We start from the raw sequence: 20,033 nt of genomic DNA on the forward strand, positions 1-20,033 counted from the left end.
CACCACCTCAATCGCAGGCAAGCCACACACACAGTTGACCGCATTTATCCTGATGTTTCGGAGTGACTGAGATGAAACTGCTTAAGTACTTACCGGCCCTGGCGTTCGCCGCCTTTGTCGGCCACAGCTCGGCGTTCTCCTTCGGCCCGTCCGACGACGCCGTGGCCATCGCGCCTCCGGCCATGGACCTGCCGGCAGACGCGAACAACCTGCAAACCGCGGTCTTCGCCGGAGGCTGCTTCTGGGGCGTGCAGGGTGTGTTCCAGCATGTACAAGGGGTGAAAAACGCCGTCTCCGGCTATGACGGCGGCGCGGCGAGCACCGCGCAGTACGAAAGCGTCAGCGGCGGCGATACCGGCCACGCCGAGTCCGTCGCCGTGACCTACGACCCAAGCAAGGTCAGCTACGGCAAGCTGCTGCAGATCTACTTCTCGGTCGCTCACAACCCCACGGAACTCAACCGCCAGGGCCCGGACAGCGGCACCCAGTACCGCTCGGCGATCTTTGCCCAGAACGCCGAACAGCAAAAAGTCGCCCAGGCCTACATCGCCCAGCTCGACGCCGCGAAAGCCTTCGACAAGCCGATCGTGACCAAGATCGAGATGGGCAAAGCCTTCTACCCGGCGGAGTCCTATCACCAGGACTTCCTGACCGAAAACCCGTCGTACCCCTACATCGTGATCAACGACCTGCCAAAGGTGGCCCAGCTGAAAAAATTGTTCCCTGAGCAGTACCGCGCAGAACCGGTACTGGTGAAAAACCAGTAGACCTATGATCGTTCCCACTTTCGACGATCGTTCCCACGCTGGACGATCGTTCCCACGCTCTGCGTGGGAATGCCGCCAGGGCGCTCTGCGTCCGCTCTTGAAGTCGTGACGCGGAGCGTCACCGGATTCATTCCCACGCGGAGCGTGGGAACGATCAGCGTGGGAACGATTATCAGACGACTTCAAGGTAGGAGCTATGAATCGCCCGCGCCAACTCCCGCACGGTGTCGATAAAATCCGTCAACCGGCTATGCAGCCCATCCTCCAGAATCTCATCAATCCCTGTATACCTCAGCCGCGCCTCAAACTCCGCCGCCAAACGCTGGGCCGTACGCCCATAACTCCCCGGCAGGTCCGCCAGGATATGGCTCAACTCCTCGATACACGCATGCAACGAGCGCGGCACATCACTGCGCAACAGCAACAACTCCGACACCGACCGCGCATTCAGCGCATTCGGGTACAGCTCGGTATACGCCTCAAACGACGACAGCGCCCGCAACAACGCGCTCCACTGGTAATACCCGCGTGCCGAAAGGTCGCTGACTTCCTCGGACTCTTCCCCAAACATTTCATACCGCGCGTCCAGCAACCGCAACGTGTTATCCGCCCGCTCGACAAACGTCCCCAGCCGAATAAACCGATACGCATCGTTGCGCATGATCGTCCCGGACGTCGCCCCACGAAACAGGTGCGAGCGCTGCTTCACCCAGTCACAAAAGTGGCTGATGCCATGCCGCGCCAACCCGCCGGCCGCAATACTGCGCATCTCCAGCCAGGTGGCGTTGAGGTTTTCCCACATATCAGCCGTGATCCGTCCCCGCACCGCATGGGCATTACCCCGTGCAGCCCGCAGGCAATTGTAGATACTGGCGGGGTTTTCCTCGTCGAGGGCGAAGAAGTGCAGCATGCGCTCGGCGTCCAGTTGCTGATGGCGCTCAAGGTAACTGTCCAGTGTGCCGCTGCTGAGCAGCGACATGGCCAACTCGTCCAGCCCGTCACTGCGCCCGGCCTGGGGCATCAACGACAGCGAATAACTGACTTCCAGCATGCGCGCCAGGTTCTCGGCACGCTCCAGGTAACGGGACATCCAATACAGATCTGCGGCGGTTCTACTCAGCATACTCAGCCCTCCACCACCCAGGTGTCCTTGGTTCCGCCGCCTTGCGACGAGTTGACGATCAATGAGCCTTCGCGCAGCGCCACGCGGGTCAAGCCACCGGGTACCAGGCGGGTTTCCTTGCCCGAGAGCACGAACGGTCGCAGGTCGATATGCCGCGGCGCGATGCCGTTTTCGACAAACGTCGGGCAAGTGGACAGGCTCAAGGTCGGTTGGGCGATGTAGGCATGAGGGCGGGCCTTGATACGCTGGCGGAAGTCCTCGATCTCGGCCGCGCTGGACGCCGGGCCCACCAGCATGCCGTAGCCGCCGGAACCCTGGGTTTCCTTGACCACCAGCTCCGGCAGGTGCGCCAGTACGTGGGACAGCTCATCCGGCTTGCGGCACTGGAAGGTCGGCACGTTTTGCAGGACCGGCTCTTCATCCAGGTAGAACCGGATCATTTCCGGCACGTACGGGTAGATCGACTTGTCGTCCGCCACGCCGGTGCCGATCGCATTCGCCAGCACTACGTTGCCCGCGCAGTACGCCGCGACCAGGCCGGGCACGCCGAGCATCGAATCGGGGTTGAAAGCCTGCGGGTCGAGGAAGGCATCGTCGATGCGGCGGTAGATCACATCCACGGCCTTGGGGCCGTCGGTGGTACGCATGAACACCTTGAGGTCGTGCACGAACAGGTCGGCGCCTTCCACCAGCTCCACGCCCATTTCCCGGGCCAGGAATGCATGCTCGAAGAACGCGCTGTTAAACCGGCCCGGCGTCAGCACCACCACATTCGGGTTGTCCAGGCGGCTGGAGCTTTTCAGGGTTTTGAGCAGCAGGTTGGGATAGTGGTCCACCGGGGCGATGCGTTGCTTGGCGAACACCTCGGGGAACAGGCGCATCATCATCTTGCGGTCTTCGAGCATGTAGCTCACGCCGCTGGGGGTACGCAGGTTGTCTTCGAGCACGTAGTAGGTGCCGTCGCCATCGCGCACCAGGTCGACCCCGGAGATGTGCGAATAGATATCGCGGTGCAGGTTCAGGCCGACCATGGCCTTCTGGTATCCCTCGTTGCCCAGCACCTGATCGGCGGGAATGATCCCGGCCTTGATGATGCGTTGGTCGTGGTAGATGTCGGCAAGGAACATGTTCAGCGCATTCACCCGCTGGATACAGCCGCGCTCGATGACACTCCACTCACTGGCGGGGATGCTGCGGGGGATGATATCGAAGGGGATCAGGCGCTCGGTGTCTTGCTCGTCGCCATACAGGGTGAAGGTGATCCCCGCGCGGTGAAACAGCAGGTCGGCTTCACGGCGGCGCTGGGCCAGCAGTTCTGGCGGCGTGTTGGCCAGCCAGCGGGAGAATTCCTGATAATGCGCACGGCAAACGCCTTGTGCGTCATTCATTTCATCAAAGAAAGATCGAGCCATTCCAATTACCTTGTCAGTGCCGGGACTAACTGCGCTTTGGCACTGCCGCTTTAGAAAACGCATTTTTTTATGAGCCCGTGGCTGATGGTGCCAGCAGGCCTGGTCCTTACTTTCTTTTGGGGTGGGCTCTGGGTCGGGGGGTAACGATTGCTCCTGTATCCGGGCAGATAAAGGACTAAAGCAATGCCTGTGCCATCCACCTGGTGGCGAGGGAGCTTGCTCCCGCTGGGCTGCGCAGCGGCCCCAAAAAGGACCCAGACCGCTGCGCACCGAAGCGCTGTCCCGGTCCAGCGGCACCAAGCTCCCGCGCCACCGATGCGGCCCTATCGCCTCAAAACGGTGCACTGATTACTTGAACTTTGCACCAGCCCGGTTCTTCTAAACTGCTTCAAATGCCAGCACGGAGCACGGATGTGCCCAGAATCATCTCACCCGACACCCCGGAATCGAGCCTGACCGACCACAGCGAACACAACGCCAAGATTTTCGGTTCGCCCAAGGACCGTCTCGACTTTTACCGGCGTGAAATCCAGTACGAAACCAGCATCCTGGCCAACCGCACCGACGCCTACCTCACGGCCCAGTCATTCCTGGTGATCGCCTTCGTGTCCGGCATGGGCAACCTGAACCCTGAATGGGGCAAGCTGTTCACCCTGGTGGTGCCCGTGTTCCTGGCGACCCTGGGCATTCTCAGTTCCCTCAACGCCTGGCCGGGGATTCGGGCGGCCTACGAAATCATCGACCACTGGCATTACAAGCAGAGCGAACTGCTGCGCAGCGAGCCGGTGATGGGCCTGGCCTACGATGAGTCGCCACTGTTCAGTGAGATGGAGTCGTCCCACAAGGGCTATCGCAAGTCGCTGTTGTTCTCGATGCGCGCGCCCTGGCTGTTCATGGTGTTCTGGGTGATGCTGGGGGCCTACGCGTTTTACATCCAGGTGGACAACCCCGGCTCATAAGCAATTGGAACTTCACCGACCCGCACGGGACCTTACCTTTACGCAGCCTGCGTTTTCCAACAGAGGTGAGCCATGAGCACAGACAACGACCCGCAAACCAGCAACCGTAACGATCCCGCCATCGACCGCGGCGAACCGGCCCCCGGCACCGCGGCCGACGCGCCGAAAGACCCGACGCCTGCCAGCGACCCCAAGGCCAAGGAAAACGACTACAGTCCAGACTTCAAGCCCGAGCGCGAGCCCAAGCCTGAAACCGATGCCGATATCGATACCCAAGGCGGTTAGAGGAGACGGTGATGTCAGTTGAAATAGACGAAGACGATGAACTCAATGACCCGGGCAATGAAGACCCGGGTTCATTGATGGATGATGCCGAAGTACCGCTTAACGACCTGGATGATGCCGCTGACGTCGGCAACACTGAAAACCAGGAGTAGACGTCATTGTTGTGCCTGGGCACGTCGTTCATACCACGCCAGCATCGGCTGCGTGCTGAGACCATGAACGACGATGCTCAGGGCAATGACTGACAGCGTCAGGTTCACCGCGACCGCGCTGCTGGTGCCCACCAGCCCGTGGTTGATGGCATAGAACAGGTAGTAGATGCTACCGATCCCGCGAATCCCGAACCAGCCCACCAGCCCGCGCTGATGGCGATTCAGCAAGCTGCCCCAGGGTATCGACAGCACGCTGAGGGGGCGAATCACACAAAACAGCACCGCCCCCACCGCCAGGGCCCGCCAGTCCCAATGGCTGACCAGCACCACGCCCAGCAGGGTCACCAGGAACACTTCCATCGAACGCTCCACCAGCCCACCAAAGGCGAGCATGTCGCCCATCATCACCCCGGCGGCGATCTGCGTGTCCTGCAGTTGCCCGACATCGCCATGCAACGCATGCTCCGGCTCAACTTCCATGTGGCCAACCACCGGCTGTGCCAGATGTTCCGCCGGGGTTTGTGAGTTGCCGGTGGACTTGAACTCGGCCTGGCGCAGGCCCAGGCCGGCGGCAAATACCGACAGGAAGCCGTAGCCGCCGATGGCTTCGGCCACCACATAGGCGAGGGCGATCAGGGCCAGCGTCAGGTAGTCATTCGGTGACAGGGTGCTGTCGGCATTGGTGATACGCATCTTCAGGGTGACGCGACCGATGCCACGCCCCATCCAGTAGCCCACGAGCAACCCGGCAGGTACGGCCCAGAGCAGGTTTTTCAGCACCCAGCCGCCCAGCCAGTCACCGTCGAACCCGCCGTGCTGCATGAAAATCAGCGCAAAGATCACGAACGGGAAGGCCGTGCCGTCGTTCAAGCCTGCCTCACCGGAAAGACCGAAGCGCAGCGCGTCATAATCCTGCGCGTTATTGACCTGCACCAGGCCCGCGAGCACCGGGTCGGTGGGCGCAAGAATCGCCCCCACCAGCAGTGAAACCCCCCACGACAACCCCAGCAGCCAATGCAGCACCAGGCACGTCCCGAGGATGGTCAAGAGCATCACCGGCCCGGCCATGCCAAACGCAATGCGCCAGGTTCGGTGCTTGAGGGGCAGGCGCAGTTTCAGCCCGCTGACGAACAGCGAAAACAGCACCGCGACTTCCGTCAGATGTTCCATCCAACTGGCCGAGGCCTTGATGTCCAGATGCAGCAGGTCCATGCCCAGCGGGCCGATACCCACGCCGAGCAACAGGCACACCGCCGAGGTGGTGACCGGCATCCAGCGCAGGTAGGAGGAGGTGAGGGCGAGGGTGAGCAACACCGCGCCCAGTACGGCCATCCATAGGATGAAGGTCATTGAATAGTCCCGGGCATGGTCTGTGTGAACGTTTGAGGTTTGCCGGGAGAGAGAGGTTCAAAAAACGCGCATTGCCTGCTCGGGCAATGCGCGGTTTGTCAGGTCGCCAGGCGTGTTACGTTGGCATTGAGGGTGCTGTTTGGGGTGAAGGAGAAGGTGAACCCCGAGTCGAGAAACTTTTGCAGCCCGTCATTATCAAGACTGAATACCGTTGCACCGACCGATTGATCAAGAGTGCCAGTGGCATCGAACATGGCTTTGTCCAGGCCGGCTTGGTTGGTGTTGTAGATATAGAGCTTTCCATCACTGCTCTTTTGAATATAGGCGGTGTGTACGATATTGCCGTCTGCTCTATTGCTCATGAAATTGATAACGCCTGATTCGGTAATGTCCGCGGGCCTGAATACGGCGCAGGTATTCTCGGCAGTAATACCCATCAGATCCTTGTAGCGTTGCGTGTAATTGGAATCCCCGCTCCTGACCACACTGCCCAGCACGGCCTCGCGAGTTTTCAACGGGAGTGCATTGTCTGCCATCCCGACGAACATGGTTTTTTCGTAGCAGATTGTCCCGGTGTATCCCGTTTTGGCATGGAGCTTCTCCAGTTTGTCGCGAAGCGCTTCTACCGGCACGGCGTCAGCTTTGAAATTTTCCAGCGGCTCGCCAAAGGGCTTTCTGGTTTTCACATTCAAGGCGTGCCAATTACCGGTGGCGTCATCAAACTTCGCAAACACCTTGGCTTCTTCGGTCGCATTGGCCGCCTTGTAAGTGCCTTCGGCAATGCCGGGCTTTTTCGCCAGTGACGTCAGGTCGACACTGCGCAAGGCGCCACGCAGATGATTGACGCCGTTACGTCCAGCGGTCAGCGTGGTGCGCCCCAGCTTCAATGCACTCCGGGCCAGATCATCAGCTCCGCTCAACGGATTGAAACTCCCCAGCGCCGCGCGCCCGACAATCTTCGCGCCCTGGGCGAACTTGCTGAAAGCCGATGCGCCGGCGGCCACGGCCTTGGCCCCCCTGGCTGCCGCACCGAGGCCCACGGCAAACCCAAATATATCCAGGGCCAGGTCGCCGACACCTTCGCCGATGTTGCCGTTTTGAAAGTTGACGATTGCCGACCTCAAGGGGATCAGGTTGAGGAGGAATTCATTGACTTTCTTGTAAAATGGAACCTCGGTATCAAGCGTGGTGAGCCCCTCGGCCTCTTTTTTGAATGACCGAATATCAACATCCTTCACCATGGCATCGGCAATATAAGACGTTCGGGCACTGCCAAAGCTCTTGGGGTTGGCGGCCTGGATTTTTTCATCCGTCAACCCGGGTGCGTACTCGCCCGAAGGTATGACTTCTTCCAGGTCTTTATGGTAATGGGTGTGATTGGAAGGCTGTTTGCCTGCCGTGAAGTCACCCAGGTCCGTACGCTCGGTAATCTTTGCGGTCCTGAGATTGATTTCGTAGATGTGCACCTGGTTGTTGCGCCTGGTTTTCACCAGCAGGCAATTGTCGTCGGGCACCCGCTTGCGGGTTTCCTTGCCAAAGTTGTCCTTATCGACGTCGACTTCCCTGACCACTGTGATTTCGCCGTATTCCAGGTTTTTACGGTCTTCTTCAGGGAGCCGCGAAACCATCCACTTGACCTGGGTCGCGACGCTTTTTTCGATGCCGTCGGCGTATTCCCCGAACGCGTCCTGGAACACGTTCGGCATACTTGGCAGGTCTTTGGTTTTTTCCAGCACCTCGCTGAGGTTCAACGTACTGGATGAGGTCACCCAATGATTGTCAGCGGGGGGCGGGGGCCCAATTCCAAGTACCCCTACGGCCGGTGGTTCTTCGACGCCAGGTCGATGGTGAAGCGCGTCCTTCATATACAAGTCGAGGATCGAATAAGGCCCCGGGAAATCGCTATGGGCGGGTTCCAGCGTGATGCTCTTGTCTTCCAGGGTTGCCGTATCCATGCCCGGCAGGGCTTTGCGCAATTGCTCCAGGGCCATTTCCTTGCGTAATGGCATCGGCATGCTCTGTGTTTGACTGGCCGCGCTCAGTTCGGTGATCTGCGCATCGAATGCATCGCGTACATCATTCATTTGGCCTTCGGTCACCGGATACGGCATACCGTTCGCGCTTCCCCAATCCTTGAGCGCCTCTTGCTGGGCGGCATATTCGACATAACGCTCCTGGGCGGAGACCGGCGCGACCTCAGCGTGGAGCATGACCTGCCCGTAGGACATCCCTGCGGTTGAACCCGGAGACTGCGCTTCGATGCGTTCTACCGCGGTGACAAAACTGACCCAACTATGGGAACCCGGGGTGACCTGGTCCGGGATGTCTTTAACCAGGAACTCCGGAGCGCGGGTGGAGAGCAGCAGATGCGCTTGTAGCGCCGCTGCCTCGGGTGACGATGCCTTGCCGGTGCTGACAAGATGTTCAGCCAACCGGCTGACGATACCGGAGGCGGGTTTGCCCCAGGTACTGTTCCCGGTCACGGCAAAACCGGCGATGTGATGCCTGGACCTGGGGTCTGTCGCGCGGAACGAGTTGTCTTTGTCCACACTCATGGCCGCCAACAGCCAATCAGTGGCACTGCCTTTGATGGACTGCGCGTCAAATTTTGCCTGGAGGGCCTCGCCCAACGCCTTGCCCTTGGGGGAGCGGATCAGCGAGTCGAGCACCCGCTGCGGGTCAGCCAGCTCGGAAGGCGTGAACGACTTGCCCTGCATGAGGTATTCCACTACGTTCCTGGCGCCGTTCAAATCAACGTCGCCGATCTTGCCGCGGCGCAGGTCGGACCGCAGCTGATTCGCCGCCTCGGGCGCAAGTGGGGGCTGCCATTCCAGCGCACCGCCATAATTGCCATGGAGCGGCGTCTGGAGTTCAGGCCTGAGCAGATAATTCGTCAGGTTCTCCACCTCCTCGGGCGTGGTTGGCACGTCCCAGCCATTGATCTCAAGGAATTCCTTGAGGCTAATGGTGCTCCCTGAGTCGGTGCTCCCGACCTGGCGGTAAGCGCTGTCGGGGTGAAGCTCGACTTTATTCTTTTGCAGGTAGTCGAGAACGTCACCGCTCCCAATGCTGCCCGATCGAATCCGCTCAAGCAGGTAATTGAGTTCACGCCCCACGGTGTTCAGCGTCTGGGTATTGCCCACCAGGGCTTTCTGGCGCTCAACCTCATCCTCACCACGGGTTTCGTGCAGGTCCGCAAAACGCGGGCCGCTCACGCCGGTAAAAGCTTTGTCGCGCGCCAACTCATCTGCACGCTCGTGGGCATGATCCGGCAGGATATGTTCTTGCTCTTTGTAGAATTGGCTCACCAACCACAGGGGGGCACTGTTGCTGTTTTGGGAGAGCGGCGGTTTGAAGGGGATCGGGTTACCGTCGCCGATAACGCGTGCGGCGTCCCTGACCTGTGCGCCCACCTGCGCCCAGCCTTTGTCATCGGGGCCGTTGGGTTGCGCGGCGGCGGAGGGCCTGCGCTGGTAGGTGATCTTCCCGGTATTGGGGTCAATCATCACTGAATTGGGGTTTATCCCGTTTTCCCTCATCCAGTCACGGACTTGCGGGGACTCCATGGCACGCCCCAACTGCGACCACCACTGCCCGAACGTTGAGTTCGGCGGAATGTTCTCGACCATGATCGCGTCGTCATGGCCGTCGCCCTTGACCTGACGCAGCGCGCTGGCTACCTGGCCTGCCAGTTCACCGTCGGCATCGGCACGCGGGCTGGGGATCCTGGTCCCGGGGGAGCCTGGCGCGGCATTTTCCGGCGCTGCGGCCTGGAGCCGCGCCGGGGGAAGCGGCTTGTCAGGTGCGTTCAAAGGAATGAAAGAAGCCGTAGCCTGAGTAGGAGCAATTGTCATAGGAGGGGGATCCGGTAATTTATCGAGTACACCCAAGCAGCGCTTCGCTCCAGCGGGTGTAACTCTTCGTACCCGATGCCCCCTCAGCGATTCCATCCCACTGGCATGCAGTTTGATACGGCGTTTTACGCGCCCATGCTAAGGGTGCGCCGCGGTCCTCAGCCGAATCATGTCGATCAGCTGGCGCAATCCCGGCTGCGACTGACGCCGGCTGGGGTAGTACATGCACAGCGGCGCGCCGATGCAGGCCCAGTCGGGCAGCACTTCCACCAGGCGCCCGTCGGCCAGTTCCGCCAGCACGCGATTCTCCAGGCAGTAGGCGATACCCACGCCTTGCAGGGCCGCATCAACGATGGTCTGGGTGTCGGCCGCGCTGAAGTGGCCGGGCACATCGAGCCGCTGCTGGCGTACGCCATTGCCCAGTTCCCATTTGTAGGTGGTCTTGTCGCCCAGGTACATGCGTACACAGGAGTGCGTGAGCAAGTCCCTGGGCACTGCAGGTGTCCCTGCCTGTGCGAGGTAGGCCGGGGAGGCGACCATGATCCAGCGCAGCTCGCCGGTCAGCGGCACGGCCACCATGTCCTGGGGCACCGTGGCGCCATAGCGGATCCCTGCGTCGTAGCCCTCTGCGACGATGTCGAGCATGCGGTCCTCGATCATCACGTCCAGGCGCAGTTGCGGGTAGGTGCGGGTGAACTCGCCGAGCACCGGCGAAATCAGCAGCACCGCGGCATCCCGGGGTACGTTCAGGCGCAGGCGGCCAATCGGCGCCTCGCGGTACAGTTCGAGGGTGTCGAGGCCGTCCTGGATCGTCGCAAAGCCGGCACTGAGTTTTTCCGCCAGTACCACGCCGGCATCGGTAGGCTCTACGGCGCGGCTGGTGCGATACAGCAATTTGACCCCCAGGCGCGTTTCCAGGTTGCGCATGGTGTGGCTCAGGGCCGAGGTGGTGACGCCAAGTTCATTGGCGGCATGCCGGAAACTGCGGCGACGGATGATCGCCATGAAGACATTCAGGTCGGCCAACTCGGAGCGATTGAACGTAGCCATATCAAGCACCTTTTATGGGGTTTGGGTTGCACGCGGCGTTGAGCCCGATTCAACCACGGATGATCTAGAGTAATCGTTTTTTTACTGATTGTTTCTGGCGGAGGCTTTTTCATGAGTATCGAAACCATCAAGATCCCGGGCATCGACAAGGCCGTCTCGCGGATTGCCCTGGGCACCTGGTCCATGGGTGGCTCGATGTGGGGCGGCGCCGATAATGAGGTCTCGGTCAAGACCATTCGCCATGCGCTGGCCAGCGGCATCAACTTTATCGACAGTGCGCCGGTCTACGGCCTTGGGCTGTCGGAAGAACTGATCGGCCGGGCCCTGCGCGGTGTACGCCACACGGCGGTGATCGCCACCAAGGCCGGGTTGCAATGGGACGACGGCACGGTGCGCCGCAATGCCACGGCCCGACGTATCCGCAAGGAAATCGATGACTCACTGCTGCGCCTCGAAACCGACTACATCGACCTCTACCAGATTCACTGGCCCGACCCGTTGGTAGCCCAGGAGGAAACCGCCGGCGAGCTGGAAAAACTGCGCCGTGAAGGCAAGATCCTTACCGTGGGGGTGAGCAATTATTCGCCTGCGCAAATGGACGATTTCCGCCAGTACACGCACCTGGACACCGTGCAGCCGCCCTACAACCTGTTTGAGCGGGCGATCGACAGCGATATCCTGCCGTACGCCAAGCAAAATTCACTGGTGGTTTTGGCTTACGGTTCGCTGTGCCGGGGTTTGTTGAGCGGCAGCATGCACGCGGCCACGGGTTTTACCGGGGATGACGTGCGCAAGCTCGACCCGAAATTCAAGGCGCCACGCTTTGAGCAGTACCTGGCGGCGGTCGCGGCATTGGACGTATACGCTCGCGAATGCCACGGCAAGTCTGTGCTGGCCCTGGCGTTGCGCTGGGTGCTGGACCAGGGCCCCACGGTTGCACTGTGGGGCGCCCGCCGGCCGGAGCAGCTCAAAGGCGTTGAAGATGCGTTCGGCTGGCAGCTCACGGCCGATGACCTGCAACATATCGACCGTATTCTGGCCAGCACGATAAAAGACCCGGTAGGGCCGGAGTTCATGGCCCCGGCCCAGCGTTAACCTTTGCGACAGGGATGTCTTGCAGCTGCAAAACACAAAAGACATTCCTTTGGCGTTGAGGTTTTTGGCATGAAGCGCGGTCCCTTGTTCAAGATCATGGGTGGTTTGCTGTGTGTGGTGGCGGTGGCAGCCGCCTGGAAATGGCGCGGCAATCCCGATGTGCTGTGGCAGATCGTCAGCCGTCAATGCGTGCCCGACCAGAACCAGCACCAGAATCCGCGCCCCTGCCTCGAGGTTGATCCGGACAAGGGGTTCGCGCTGCTCAAGGACCTCAACGGCCCGTACCAGGACTTACTGATCCCCACCGATAAAGTCACCGGAATCGAAGACGTCGCGCTGGCCCGGGACTTGTTGCCGCATTACTTTGCCCAGGCCTGGAAACACCACGATGTACTCTCGGCCGGCCTGCAAACACCGATTGCCGACCGTTATGTATCCCTGGCGATCAACTCGCGGTATGGCCGCACGCAAAACCAGTTGCACATTCATATCGCCTGCCTGCGCCCCGACATTTTCAACACCCTCAATGAACGCGCGGCAACCCTCGACGAGCACTGGCAAACCCTGCCGGTAAAACTGCAGGGGCATACCTACAGTGCCCGTACGTTGTCGGCGGTGGAATTCGACCTGCGCGACCCATTGGCCATCCTGAATGACTACGTGCAGGCCCAGGGCGACGCCATGGCCAGTTACAGCTTGCTGTTGGCACCGGCGGCGAACGGCAACTTCGTACTGTTGACCACGCGGTTGACGCTCAAGGAATGGAACCTGGCCTCCGCCGAAGAACTGCAGGACCGCCAGTGCAACCTGATGGACAAACCACCACAACGACCTGTTTTAGCTGTTAACGACATCCGGTGAAGTTTGCCGTTGAACGAGTGTTCAGTTTCAATTATGTTGGCTGCACCCCCTGCCTGGTAACAGGCGGGCTTGCGCTTTTTCTGATTGAACGAGAGGCACTGGCATGCGGTTTTCACCTTTTGTCGAGCGAATTGCAGGGCAGGGCGTAGCCGCCTGGGACATCCACCACGCCGCCTTCCAGGCCAGCAGCAAAGGCGAAGACATCATCATCCTGAGTGTGGGCGATCCGGATTTCGCCACACCCTCGTTCATCACCGACGCCGCCGTCGAGGCCCTGCGCCAGGGCGACACCCACTACACCGAAATCCCCGGCCGCCCGGCACTGCGCGATGCCATCGCCGCGCGCTACAGCCAGTCCCTGGCTCGCCCGCTCGACGCTGAAAACGTCATCACCGTGGCCGGTGCGCAGAACGCCTTGTTCGTCACCTCGCTGTGCCTGTTGCAGGCCGGTGATGAAGTGATCGTGCTCGACCCGATGTACGTCACCTACGAAGCGACCCTCAAGGCCAGCGGCGCAACGCTGGTGCGGGTGCCGTGTTCCGCCGACTCGGGCTTTCGCCTCGACCCGGCACTGCTGGCTGCCGCCATTACGCCTCGCACCCGGGCGATCTTCTTCTCCAACCCCAACAATCCCACCGGCGTTGTCCTCAACCCTCAGGAATTGCAGGTGATCGCCGACCTGGCGATCGAGCATGAACTGTGGGTCGTGGTGGACGAGGTCTACGAAAGCCTGGTGTTCGATGGCGAATACCATAGCCTGGCCGCGTTGCCGGGCATGGCCGATCGCTGCATCGTGATCGGCAGCCTGTCCAAGTCCCATGCCATGACCGGCTGGCGCATCGGCTGGATCGTCGCCGCGCCTGCGATGGTGGCCCACGCGGAAACCCTGGTATTGAGCATGCTCTACGGCTTGCCGGGGTTCGTGATGGAGGCCGCGACCGCCGCCGTGCTGGCCCACGATGAAGTCACCCAGGGCATGCGCGAAACCTACCGCCGCCGCCGCGACCTGGTGGTAGCAGGCCTCGGCGGTTGCCCGGGCATTCACGTGCGGGCCCCGCAGGCAGGCATGTTCGTGTTGGTGGATGTGCGGGATACCGGCCTCGGCTCCCTGGATTTCGCCTGGCGGCTGTTCCGCGAAGCCGGGGTTTCCGTGCTGGATGCCGCGGCCTTCGGCGAACCGGCCCAGGGTTTTGTGCGGCTGTCGTTTACCCTGGGTGAAGCGCGACTGGCCGAAGCCTGTGAACGTATCAGCCGCTTCGTCGCCAAGCTCGCCGGAGAACCGCGAATCGAGCCTGCGGCGAAAATCATCAGCGTACAGCCGGTGGCTGCGAAGAAGATGATCGAGGTGCTCGACCTGCATAAACGCTTTGGCAATATCGAGGTGCTCAAGGGCATCTCCCTGACCGCCCACGAAGGCGAGGTGATCTCGCTGATCGGCGCCAGCGGCTCGGGCAAAAGCACCTTGCTGCGCTGCATCAACATGCTCGAAGTGCCGGACCAGGGCAGCATCCACGTCGACGGTGAAAGCATCAAGCTCAACTACGGCCGGCCCGGCGCACCGCTGGTGGCCGACGCCAGGCAACTGGTGCGGATTCGCTCGACACTCGGCATGGTGTTCCAGAACTTCAACCTGTGGCCCCATCGCACCGTGCTGGAGAACCTGATCGAAGCGCCGATCCAGGTGCTGCGCGAAAGCCGGGCCGAAGCCATCGAGCGCGCCGAAGCCTTGCTCGACCGGGTTGGCCTGGCCGCCAAGCGCAATGAATACCCGGCGTTCCTCTCCGGCGGCCAGCAGCAGCGGGTGGCCATCGCCCGAGCCCTGGCCATGCGCCCCAAAGTCATGCTGTTCGACGAACCCACCTCGGCCCTCGACCCGGAGCTGGTGGGCGAAGTCCTGCGGGTGATTCGCTCCCTGGCCGAAGAAGGCCGCACCATGATCCTGGTGACCCATGAAATGGCGTTCGCCCGGGATGTGTCATCCAAAGTCGCGTTTTTGCATCAAGGCTTGATCGAGGAAACCGGCTCGCCGGACTCGGTGTTTATCGACCCACGCAGTGAACGTTGCCGGCAGTTCGTCAACGCGCATCAAACTCGCTAACTCCAAAAAAAGACGGGGCAAGATCATGAAATCCAAACGATTGGCAAAGTGGTTGAGCAGTGCTGTGTTGATGCTGGCGGCAGGTACTGCGTTGGCGGCGGAGAAACCCATTGTGTTCGCGGTGGCGGCAGAACCCTACCCACCGTTCACGGTGAAGGGCGGCAATGGTGAGTGGACGGGCTTTGAAGTCGACCTGATTCATAAGCTCTGCGGCTTGATGAAGGCTGAGTGCCAGATCAAGGAAGTGGCCTGGGACGGGATTATTCCGTCACTGCTGGCGAAGAAAATCGACGTGATTTTCTCCTCGATGTCGGTCACCGAAGAGCGCGAAAAACAGATCGCCTTCAGCCGCGCCTACTACGATTCGCTGCTGGGCATTGCCGGCCCCAAGGGCACCACGGTCGAAGTCTCGCCGGCAGGGCTGAAGGGCAAGATCATCGGCGTGCAGATCTCTACGGTCAGCGCCAACTACCTGAAGAAGTACTACGAGAATATTGCTGACCTGAAGTACTACGACACCCAGGAATCGGCCAACGCCGACCTGATTGCCGGGCGCACCGACCTGATGATGGCCGACGGCGTCGCCATCGCCATGATGGTCAAGACCCCTGAGGCCCAGGGCCTGGCCGAAATCGCCGAAGTGCCTTACGACCCGATCATCGGCCGCGGCGTGGGGGCTGGCCTGCGCAAGGAAGACACCGAACTCAAGGCCCGGCTCGACAAGGCCATCGGTGAGTTGCTGGTGAGCAAGGACTACGCCGACCTGTCCCAGAGCGTGTTTGGGGTATCGGTGAGCCCGTGCAAACGCGCCGATACGCCTGCCTATGTGAGCAAAGTCTGCGACAGCCCCTACACAAACTAACCCGGTAGAAAGGGAGTGCTTGTGGCGAGGGAGCTTGCTCCCGCTGGGGTGCGAAGCGCCCCCAAAAAATGGGCCTGCTACGCAGTCCAGCGGGAGCAAGCTCCCTCGCCACAGCAAGCTCCCTCGTCACAGGGTCATTGCGTGTCATCGAAATAGGGAGCCGCGATGTTCGATCTACTCAGCTTCAGCGAACAAGGTTGGGGCAACGCATTGCTCAAGGGGTTATGGATGACCCTGCAGATCTCCGCCGGCTCGTTTGCGGTGGGGCTGCTGATCGGCCTGGTGGTGGCCTGCGCCAAGCTCAGTGCACCGCGCCCGATAGCCATGCTGATGCGCGGCTACACCACGGTGTTTCGCGCGGTGCCCGAGTTGCTGCTGATCCTGCTGCTGTATTACGCAGGCTCGATGGGCCTCAACGCATTGATGCTGTGGCTGGGGTTTGCGCAGTTCAACATCAGCGGCCCGCTGGTAGCGGTCCTGGTACTGGGGCTGGTGCAAGGCGCGTACGCCTCGGAGATTTTCCGCGCGGCGATCCTCGCGATTCCCCATGGCCAGATCGAAGCGGCGCGGGCGTTTGGCTTGAGCGGCTTTGGCCTGTTCCGTCGGGTGACCCTGCCGATCATGGCGCCATACGCCCTGGCGGGGATGTCCAACCTGTGGATCAATCTGATCAAGGACAGCGCGCTGATCAGCGTAGTGGGCACCAACGAACTGCTGTACACCGCCAAACAGGCGGCGGGCTCGACCCGGCATTACCTGTTGTTCTACCTCACGGCCGCCGCCTTGTATTACCTGGTGACACTGGCCTCCAACTACCTGTCCGGGCGCCTGGAGCGACGTATTCGTCGCTGGATGCCGGTTGTCGAGTGAGCCGCACATGCCTGAGTGGATAAGTTATTACGCAGGACTGATCGCCAAGGGCTTGCAGACGACGCTGTCGCTGCTGGTGATCTCGGCAGTGCTCGGCTTCGCCCTGGCGGTGCTGGTAGCGCTGGCGCGGCTGTCCCGGCGCAAGTGGCTGGCCCGTTGCGCACTGGGCTACACCAGTGTGCTGCGGGGAACGCCGTTGCTGATCCAGATCTACATCTTCTATTACGGCCTGGGCAGCCTGTTTGCCCAGTTCCCGATGATTCGCGGGAGTTTCCTCTGGCCGTTCCTGCGGGACGGTTACTGGTACATCGTGTTCGCCCTGGTGTTGTCGGTGGGCGCGTACGTCGGTGAAGTGATTCGCGGCGGGCTGCTGGCCGTGCCCAAGGGTGAAATGGAAGCCGCCTCGGCGTTCGGCATGACGCCACGCCAGGCACTGTTGCGGGTGCGCCTGCCACGGGCCATGCGCCTGCTGCTGCCGACCCTGGCGGGGGAGACGGTGATGCTGCTCAAGTCCACGGCGCTGGCCTCGACCATTGCCGTGGTCGACCTGCTTGGCGCCGCCAACGTGGTACGCGCCCAGACCTTGCAGATCTACCAGCCGCTGCTGCTCGTGGCCGGGGTCTACCTGTGCCTGACCTTTTTGATTGAAGCCCTGTACGCCATTGCCGAGCGACGCGGCACACCGTTGCGCAGGTCTGCCGGATGAAAACCGATCGCTCGTTGCAAGGGATTGCCCTGTGCTCGCTGGCCTATGCGTTCCTGGCGCTGCAGGACGCCGGGATCAAATGGCTGGTGGCCGACTATTCAGTGTTTACCATCCTGTTCTGGCGCAGCCTGGTGGTGGTCGCCGCGTGCGTGATCGCCGGGCGAATGGGTTTGCTCAAGCGAGCCTGGTACTCGGTCAGCCGCAAGCTGTTGATCATCCGCGGCCTGCTGTCGCTGCTGGCCTGGCTGCTGTACTACACCGCCGCCAGAGACCTGACCCTGGCGGAAATGACCACGCTGTATTTTTCCGCACCGATCATGGTCACGTTGCTCGCGGCATTGATCCTCAAGGAGCGCGCCAGTCGCGGCCAGTGGATTTCGCTGATCATCGGCTTTGTCGGCGTGGTGATCGCTTGTCGCCCCAGCAACATGCTCGATCCGTTGCCAATCGCCCTGACATTGGCGGCAGCACTGTGCTGGGCGTTTACCTATATCCAGTTGCGCCAGGTGGACGACAACACCTCGGTGCTGGAGCAGATGCTGATCACCAATGTGGTGTTTGTGATCTGCATGGCGCTGACGCTGCCCTGGACCCACACGCCATCGCCGACCCCGGCATGGTTGGGCATGCTCGGCGCGGGGCTGGTGGGCGGGATTGGCCAGTTCCTGCTGTTTGCGAGCTTCCGCCGGGCCACGGCGACGCTGCTGGCGCCGTTTGAATACACTGGTTTGATCTGGGCGTTCCTGCTGTCGAGCCTGGTCTGGGGCACGGTGATGGACGTGTCGCTGATTTTCGGCGCCGTGCTGATCGCCATCAGCGGCACCCTGGCCATGCTCAGCGCCCGGCACCCGGTGTCACAGGATGTGGTCGGCGCCGAATGCTCCGTGACGCAGCCCCTGTATCCAGCAACGGCAGATGTGCAGCCCGTTGGCGGGGCTGAAGGTGCCGGGGTTGAGGCACCACTCGAGCCAGAGTCCGTCGAGCATCGCCGATAAGCCGATGGCGGCCAGGCGCGTGTCGTGGATCACGAAGCCTTCGCTCTCGGCCAGGTCGTCGAGCAACTGGCGGATCAGGTCGAGGTAGGCGCGGTAGCTTTTTTCATGGGAGTCATTCACGTGGTTCGAGTGGCGGATCAGGCTCCAGAACACCACCCAGACGCCCAACAGTTTCGGGTCCATGACCCGCGAGGAAAACGAGCCGGCGAGGAATGCATCGAGCCGCGCGGCAGGGCCCACGGCCTGGTCGACTTCCTGCCACAGGGCGGTGGTCAGTTCGCTGGCGAGTTTGTGGTAGGTCTCGGCGATCAGTGCATCGATGCTGCCGAAATGGTGATTGAGCAACCCCACCGAAACCCCGGCTTCAGCGGCGATGCGCCGCACGGAAATGCCGGCATGCCCGTCACGGGCGAGGCTGGTGAGGGTGGCGGCAATCAACAGGTCGCGACGGTCTTCGGCCACAGGCACACCCTCGGTGAAGATAGATGGTTGAACGTGTGTTCAATATATACCTGCAGAACCAACAAGAGGAGGGCAACGGCATGGCAAAAGACCTTTCGTGGCAAGTCCCCGGGGATTCCGGGAACACCCTGCACATTGGCGCCTGGCGCTTCGAGGGTGACGGCGACGGCCCTCGGGTGCACCTGCAGGCCGGTGTGCATGCCGATGAAATCGCCGGGATGTTGGTGTTGCATCAACTGCTGCCGCGTTTGCAGGCCTGCCAGGATCAGGGCCGGCTCAAGGGCACGGTGACGGTGGTGCCCCAGGCCAACCCGTTTGGCATTGGCCAGTTTCGCCAGGGGCGGTTGTTGGGGCGGTTTCACGAAGCCACCGGGCAGAATTTCAACCGGGCGTTTGATCATTCATTGGCCATGGAGCGGCCAGCCAGCAACCTGGCGCAATGGCAGAAAAGCCTGGTGCAACTGGCCGCCGATGCTGACCTGGTGCTGGACCTGCACACCGATGATGAAGCCCTGCCATATCTCTACATCCACCGCAGCTTTTGGCCCGCGGGCCGGGCGCTTGCGGCGGCGTTGCAGGTGGATGTGGTGATTGTCTGGGACGAGGGTGGTGATGGGTCGTTTGAGGAGACCATCATTGATCATGGGCAGCCGCGGTTGGCGGCGACGATTGAATTGCGTGGGCAGGCGGATGTGAGTGATGCCCTGGCCGGGCAGGATGGTGATGGGATCTGGGCTTGGCTCTGCGCCAGCGGGGTGATTGATGAGGCGCCGGTGATTGCGCAATGGCACGGGCAACTGGTGGATATGGGCTGTATGGAGACCATCCTGGCGCCGTGTGCCGGGGTGTTGGTGTTTGAAAAAGGTTTGGGTGGACAGGTGGAAGAGGGTGAGCGGTTTGCGCGGATTATTCGGCGGCCTGGGGATCCGGCTTCTGAGGTTGTGCTGCATGCGGCGCAAACCGGGCGGATGGTGACGGGGCATCGGGAGCGGCTGGTTTCACAGGGTTCGGTGGTGGCCAAGTTTACCGGGACGCGGTTGTCTGAGGGGTACAGCGGGGGGGTGTTGGATCCTTAGGCGGGAGTACATATCCGTTTCTTCGGTTATGGCTGGTATTGGTTCCGCTCTTACAG

At 61.4% G+C, this 20,033-nt stretch carries 17 protein-coding genes and 1 pseudogene; 12 read left to right on the forward strand and 6 right to left on the reverse strand.

The annotated features are described in order from the left end of the window. The first annotated feature begins 71 nt into the window (after window positions 1-71). Window positions 72-767 carry a peptide-methionine (S)-S-oxide reductase MsrA gene (msrA, locus tag HX807_RS27550; protein WP_008433754.1) on the forward strand — a complete coding sequence of 232 codons (696 nt, stop codon included), beginning with the start codon at window positions 72-74 and terminating at the stop codon, window positions 765-767. Between the two features lie 172 nt (window positions 768-939). On the opposite strand, the gene HX807_RS27555 is transcribed toward msrA, so the two are convergent. Further along, the gene (locus HX807_RS27555; protein WP_003217078.1) at window positions 940-1,890 is read right to left on the reverse strand and encodes an alpha-E domain-containing protein; all 951 of its coding nucleotides are present in this window, start codon (window positions 1,888-1,890) and stop codon (window positions 940-942) included. Between the two features lie 2 nt (window positions 1,891-1,892). Then, window positions 1,893-3,302 carry a circularly permuted type 2 ATP-grasp protein gene (locus HX807_RS27560; protein WP_177051707.1) on the reverse strand — a complete coding sequence of 470 codons (1,410 nt, stop codon included), beginning with the start codon at window positions 3,300-3,302 and terminating at the stop codon, window positions 1,893-1,895. Window positions 3,303-3,715: 413 nt separating this feature from the next. Here HX807_RS27560 and HX807_RS27565 point away from each other — a divergent pair, with 413 nt between their 5' ends. From HX807_RS27565 to HX807_RS27575, 3 genes are all read left to right on the forward strand, one after another. Then, entirely contained in the window at window positions 3,716-4,261 is a 546-nt protein-coding gene (locus HX807_RS27565; RefSeq protein ID WP_003217074.1) for a hypothetical protein, read from the forward strand. A 72-nt stretch (window positions 4,262-4,333) separates the two neighbouring features. Further along, complete coding sequence (locus HX807_RS27570; RefSeq protein WP_177051709.1) at window positions 4,334-4,546, forward strand: hypothetical protein; 213 nt, start codon at window positions 4,334-4,336, stop codon at window positions 4,544-4,546. Between the two features lie 11 nt (window positions 4,547-4,557). Further along, window positions 4,558-4,698, forward strand: a complete 141-nt coding sequence (locus HX807_RS27575; RefSeq protein ID WP_003217070.1) for a hypothetical protein — start codon at window positions 4,558-4,560, stop codon at window positions 4,696-4,698. Window positions 4,699-4,701: 3 nt separating this feature from the next. Here HX807_RS27575 and HX807_RS27580 read toward each other — a convergent pair whose 3' ends face one another. From HX807_RS27580 to HX807_RS27590, 3 genes are all read right to left on the reverse strand, one after another. After that, entirely contained in the window at window positions 4,702-6,048 is a 1,347-nt protein-coding gene (locus HX807_RS27580; protein WP_177010015.1) for a sodium:proton antiporter, read from the reverse strand. 98 nt (window positions 6,049-6,146) lie between these two features. Then, window positions 6,147-9,902 carry a hypothetical protein gene (locus HX807_RS27585; protein ID WP_256349599.1) on the reverse strand — a complete coding sequence of 1,252 codons (3,756 nt, stop codon included), beginning with the start codon at window positions 9,900-9,902 and terminating at the stop codon, window positions 6,147-6,149. Between the two features lie 138 nt (window positions 9,903-10,040). Beyond that, window positions 10,041-10,952: a LysR family transcriptional regulator gene (locus HX807_RS27590; protein WP_177051711.1), complete on the reverse strand. Its 912-nt coding sequence runs from the start codon at window positions 10,950-10,952 to the stop codon at window positions 10,041-10,043. Between the two features lie 111 nt (window positions 10,953-11,063). Between HX807_RS27590 and HX807_RS27595 the strand changes: the two genes are divergently transcribed. From HX807_RS27595 to HX807_RS27625, 7 genes are all read left to right on the forward strand, one after another. Then, window positions 11,064-12,047, forward strand: coding sequence for an aldo/keto reductase (locus tag HX807_RS27595; RefSeq protein WP_177051713.1), 984 nt, complete (start codon window positions 11,064-11,066; stop codon window positions 12,045-12,047). A gap of 69 nt (window positions 12,048-12,116) precedes the next feature. Then, on the forward strand, window positions 12,117-12,908 hold the full coding sequence (locus HX807_RS27600; protein WP_003217058.1) for a CDP-diacylglycerol diphosphatase: 792 nt from the start codon (window positions 12,117-12,119) through the stop codon (window positions 12,906-12,908). A 103-nt stretch (window positions 12,909-13,011) separates the two neighbouring features. Continuing rightward, window positions 13,012-15,006: an aminotransferase class I/II-fold pyridoxal phosphate-dependent enzyme gene (locus HX807_RS31845; protein WP_177047942.1), complete on the forward strand. Its 1,995-nt coding sequence runs from the start codon at window positions 13,012-13,014 to the stop codon at window positions 15,004-15,006. Window positions 15,007-15,031: 25 nt separating this feature from the next. Further along, window positions 15,032-15,868 (forward strand): transporter substrate-binding domain-containing protein, encoded by an 837-nt coding sequence (locus HX807_RS27610; protein ID WP_087692319.1) that lies wholly within the window; start codon window positions 15,032-15,034, stop codon window positions 15,866-15,868. A 165-nt stretch (window positions 15,869-16,033) separates the two neighbouring features. Continuing rightward, on the forward strand, window positions 16,034-16,738 hold the full coding sequence (locus HX807_RS27615) for an ABC transporter permease (protein WP_003217052.1): 705 nt from the start codon (window positions 16,034-16,036) through the stop codon (window positions 16,736-16,738). A 7-nt stretch (window positions 16,739-16,745) separates the two neighbouring features. After that, on the forward strand, window positions 16,746-17,444 hold the full coding sequence (locus HX807_RS27620) for an ABC transporter permease (RefSeq protein ID WP_003217050.1): 699 nt from the start codon (window positions 16,746-16,748) through the stop codon (window positions 17,442-17,444). After that, entirely contained in the window at window positions 17,441-18,439 is a 999-nt protein-coding gene (locus tag HX807_RS27625; protein WP_177051715.1) for a DMT family transporter, read from the forward strand. The genes HX807_RS27620 and HX807_RS27625 overlap by 4 nt, the downstream gene beginning before the upstream one ends. Here the strand turns inward: HX807_RS27625 and HX807_RS31815 are convergent. Further along, window positions 18,395-18,907, reverse strand: a pseudogene (locus HX807_RS31815) (TetR family transcriptional regulator C-terminal domain-containing protein); the annotation flags it as partial. The gene HX807_RS27625 and the pseudogene HX807_RS31815 sit on opposite strands and share 45 nt — an antisense overlap. A gap of 74 nt (window positions 18,908-18,981) precedes the next feature. Here HX807_RS31815 and HX807_RS27630 point away from each other — a divergent pair. Beyond that, entirely contained in the window at window positions 18,982-19,977 is a 996-nt protein-coding gene (locus tag HX807_RS27630; protein ID WP_177051717.1) for a succinylglutamate desuccinylase/aspartoacylase family protein, read from the forward strand. Window positions 19,978-20,033: the final 56 nt, after the last annotated feature.

It is taken from the genome of Pseudomonas sp. D8002 (assembly GCF_013385695.1).
Classification (GTDB): domain Bacteria; phylum Pseudomonadota; class Gammaproteobacteria; order Pseudomonadales; family Pseudomonadaceae; genus Aquipseudomonas.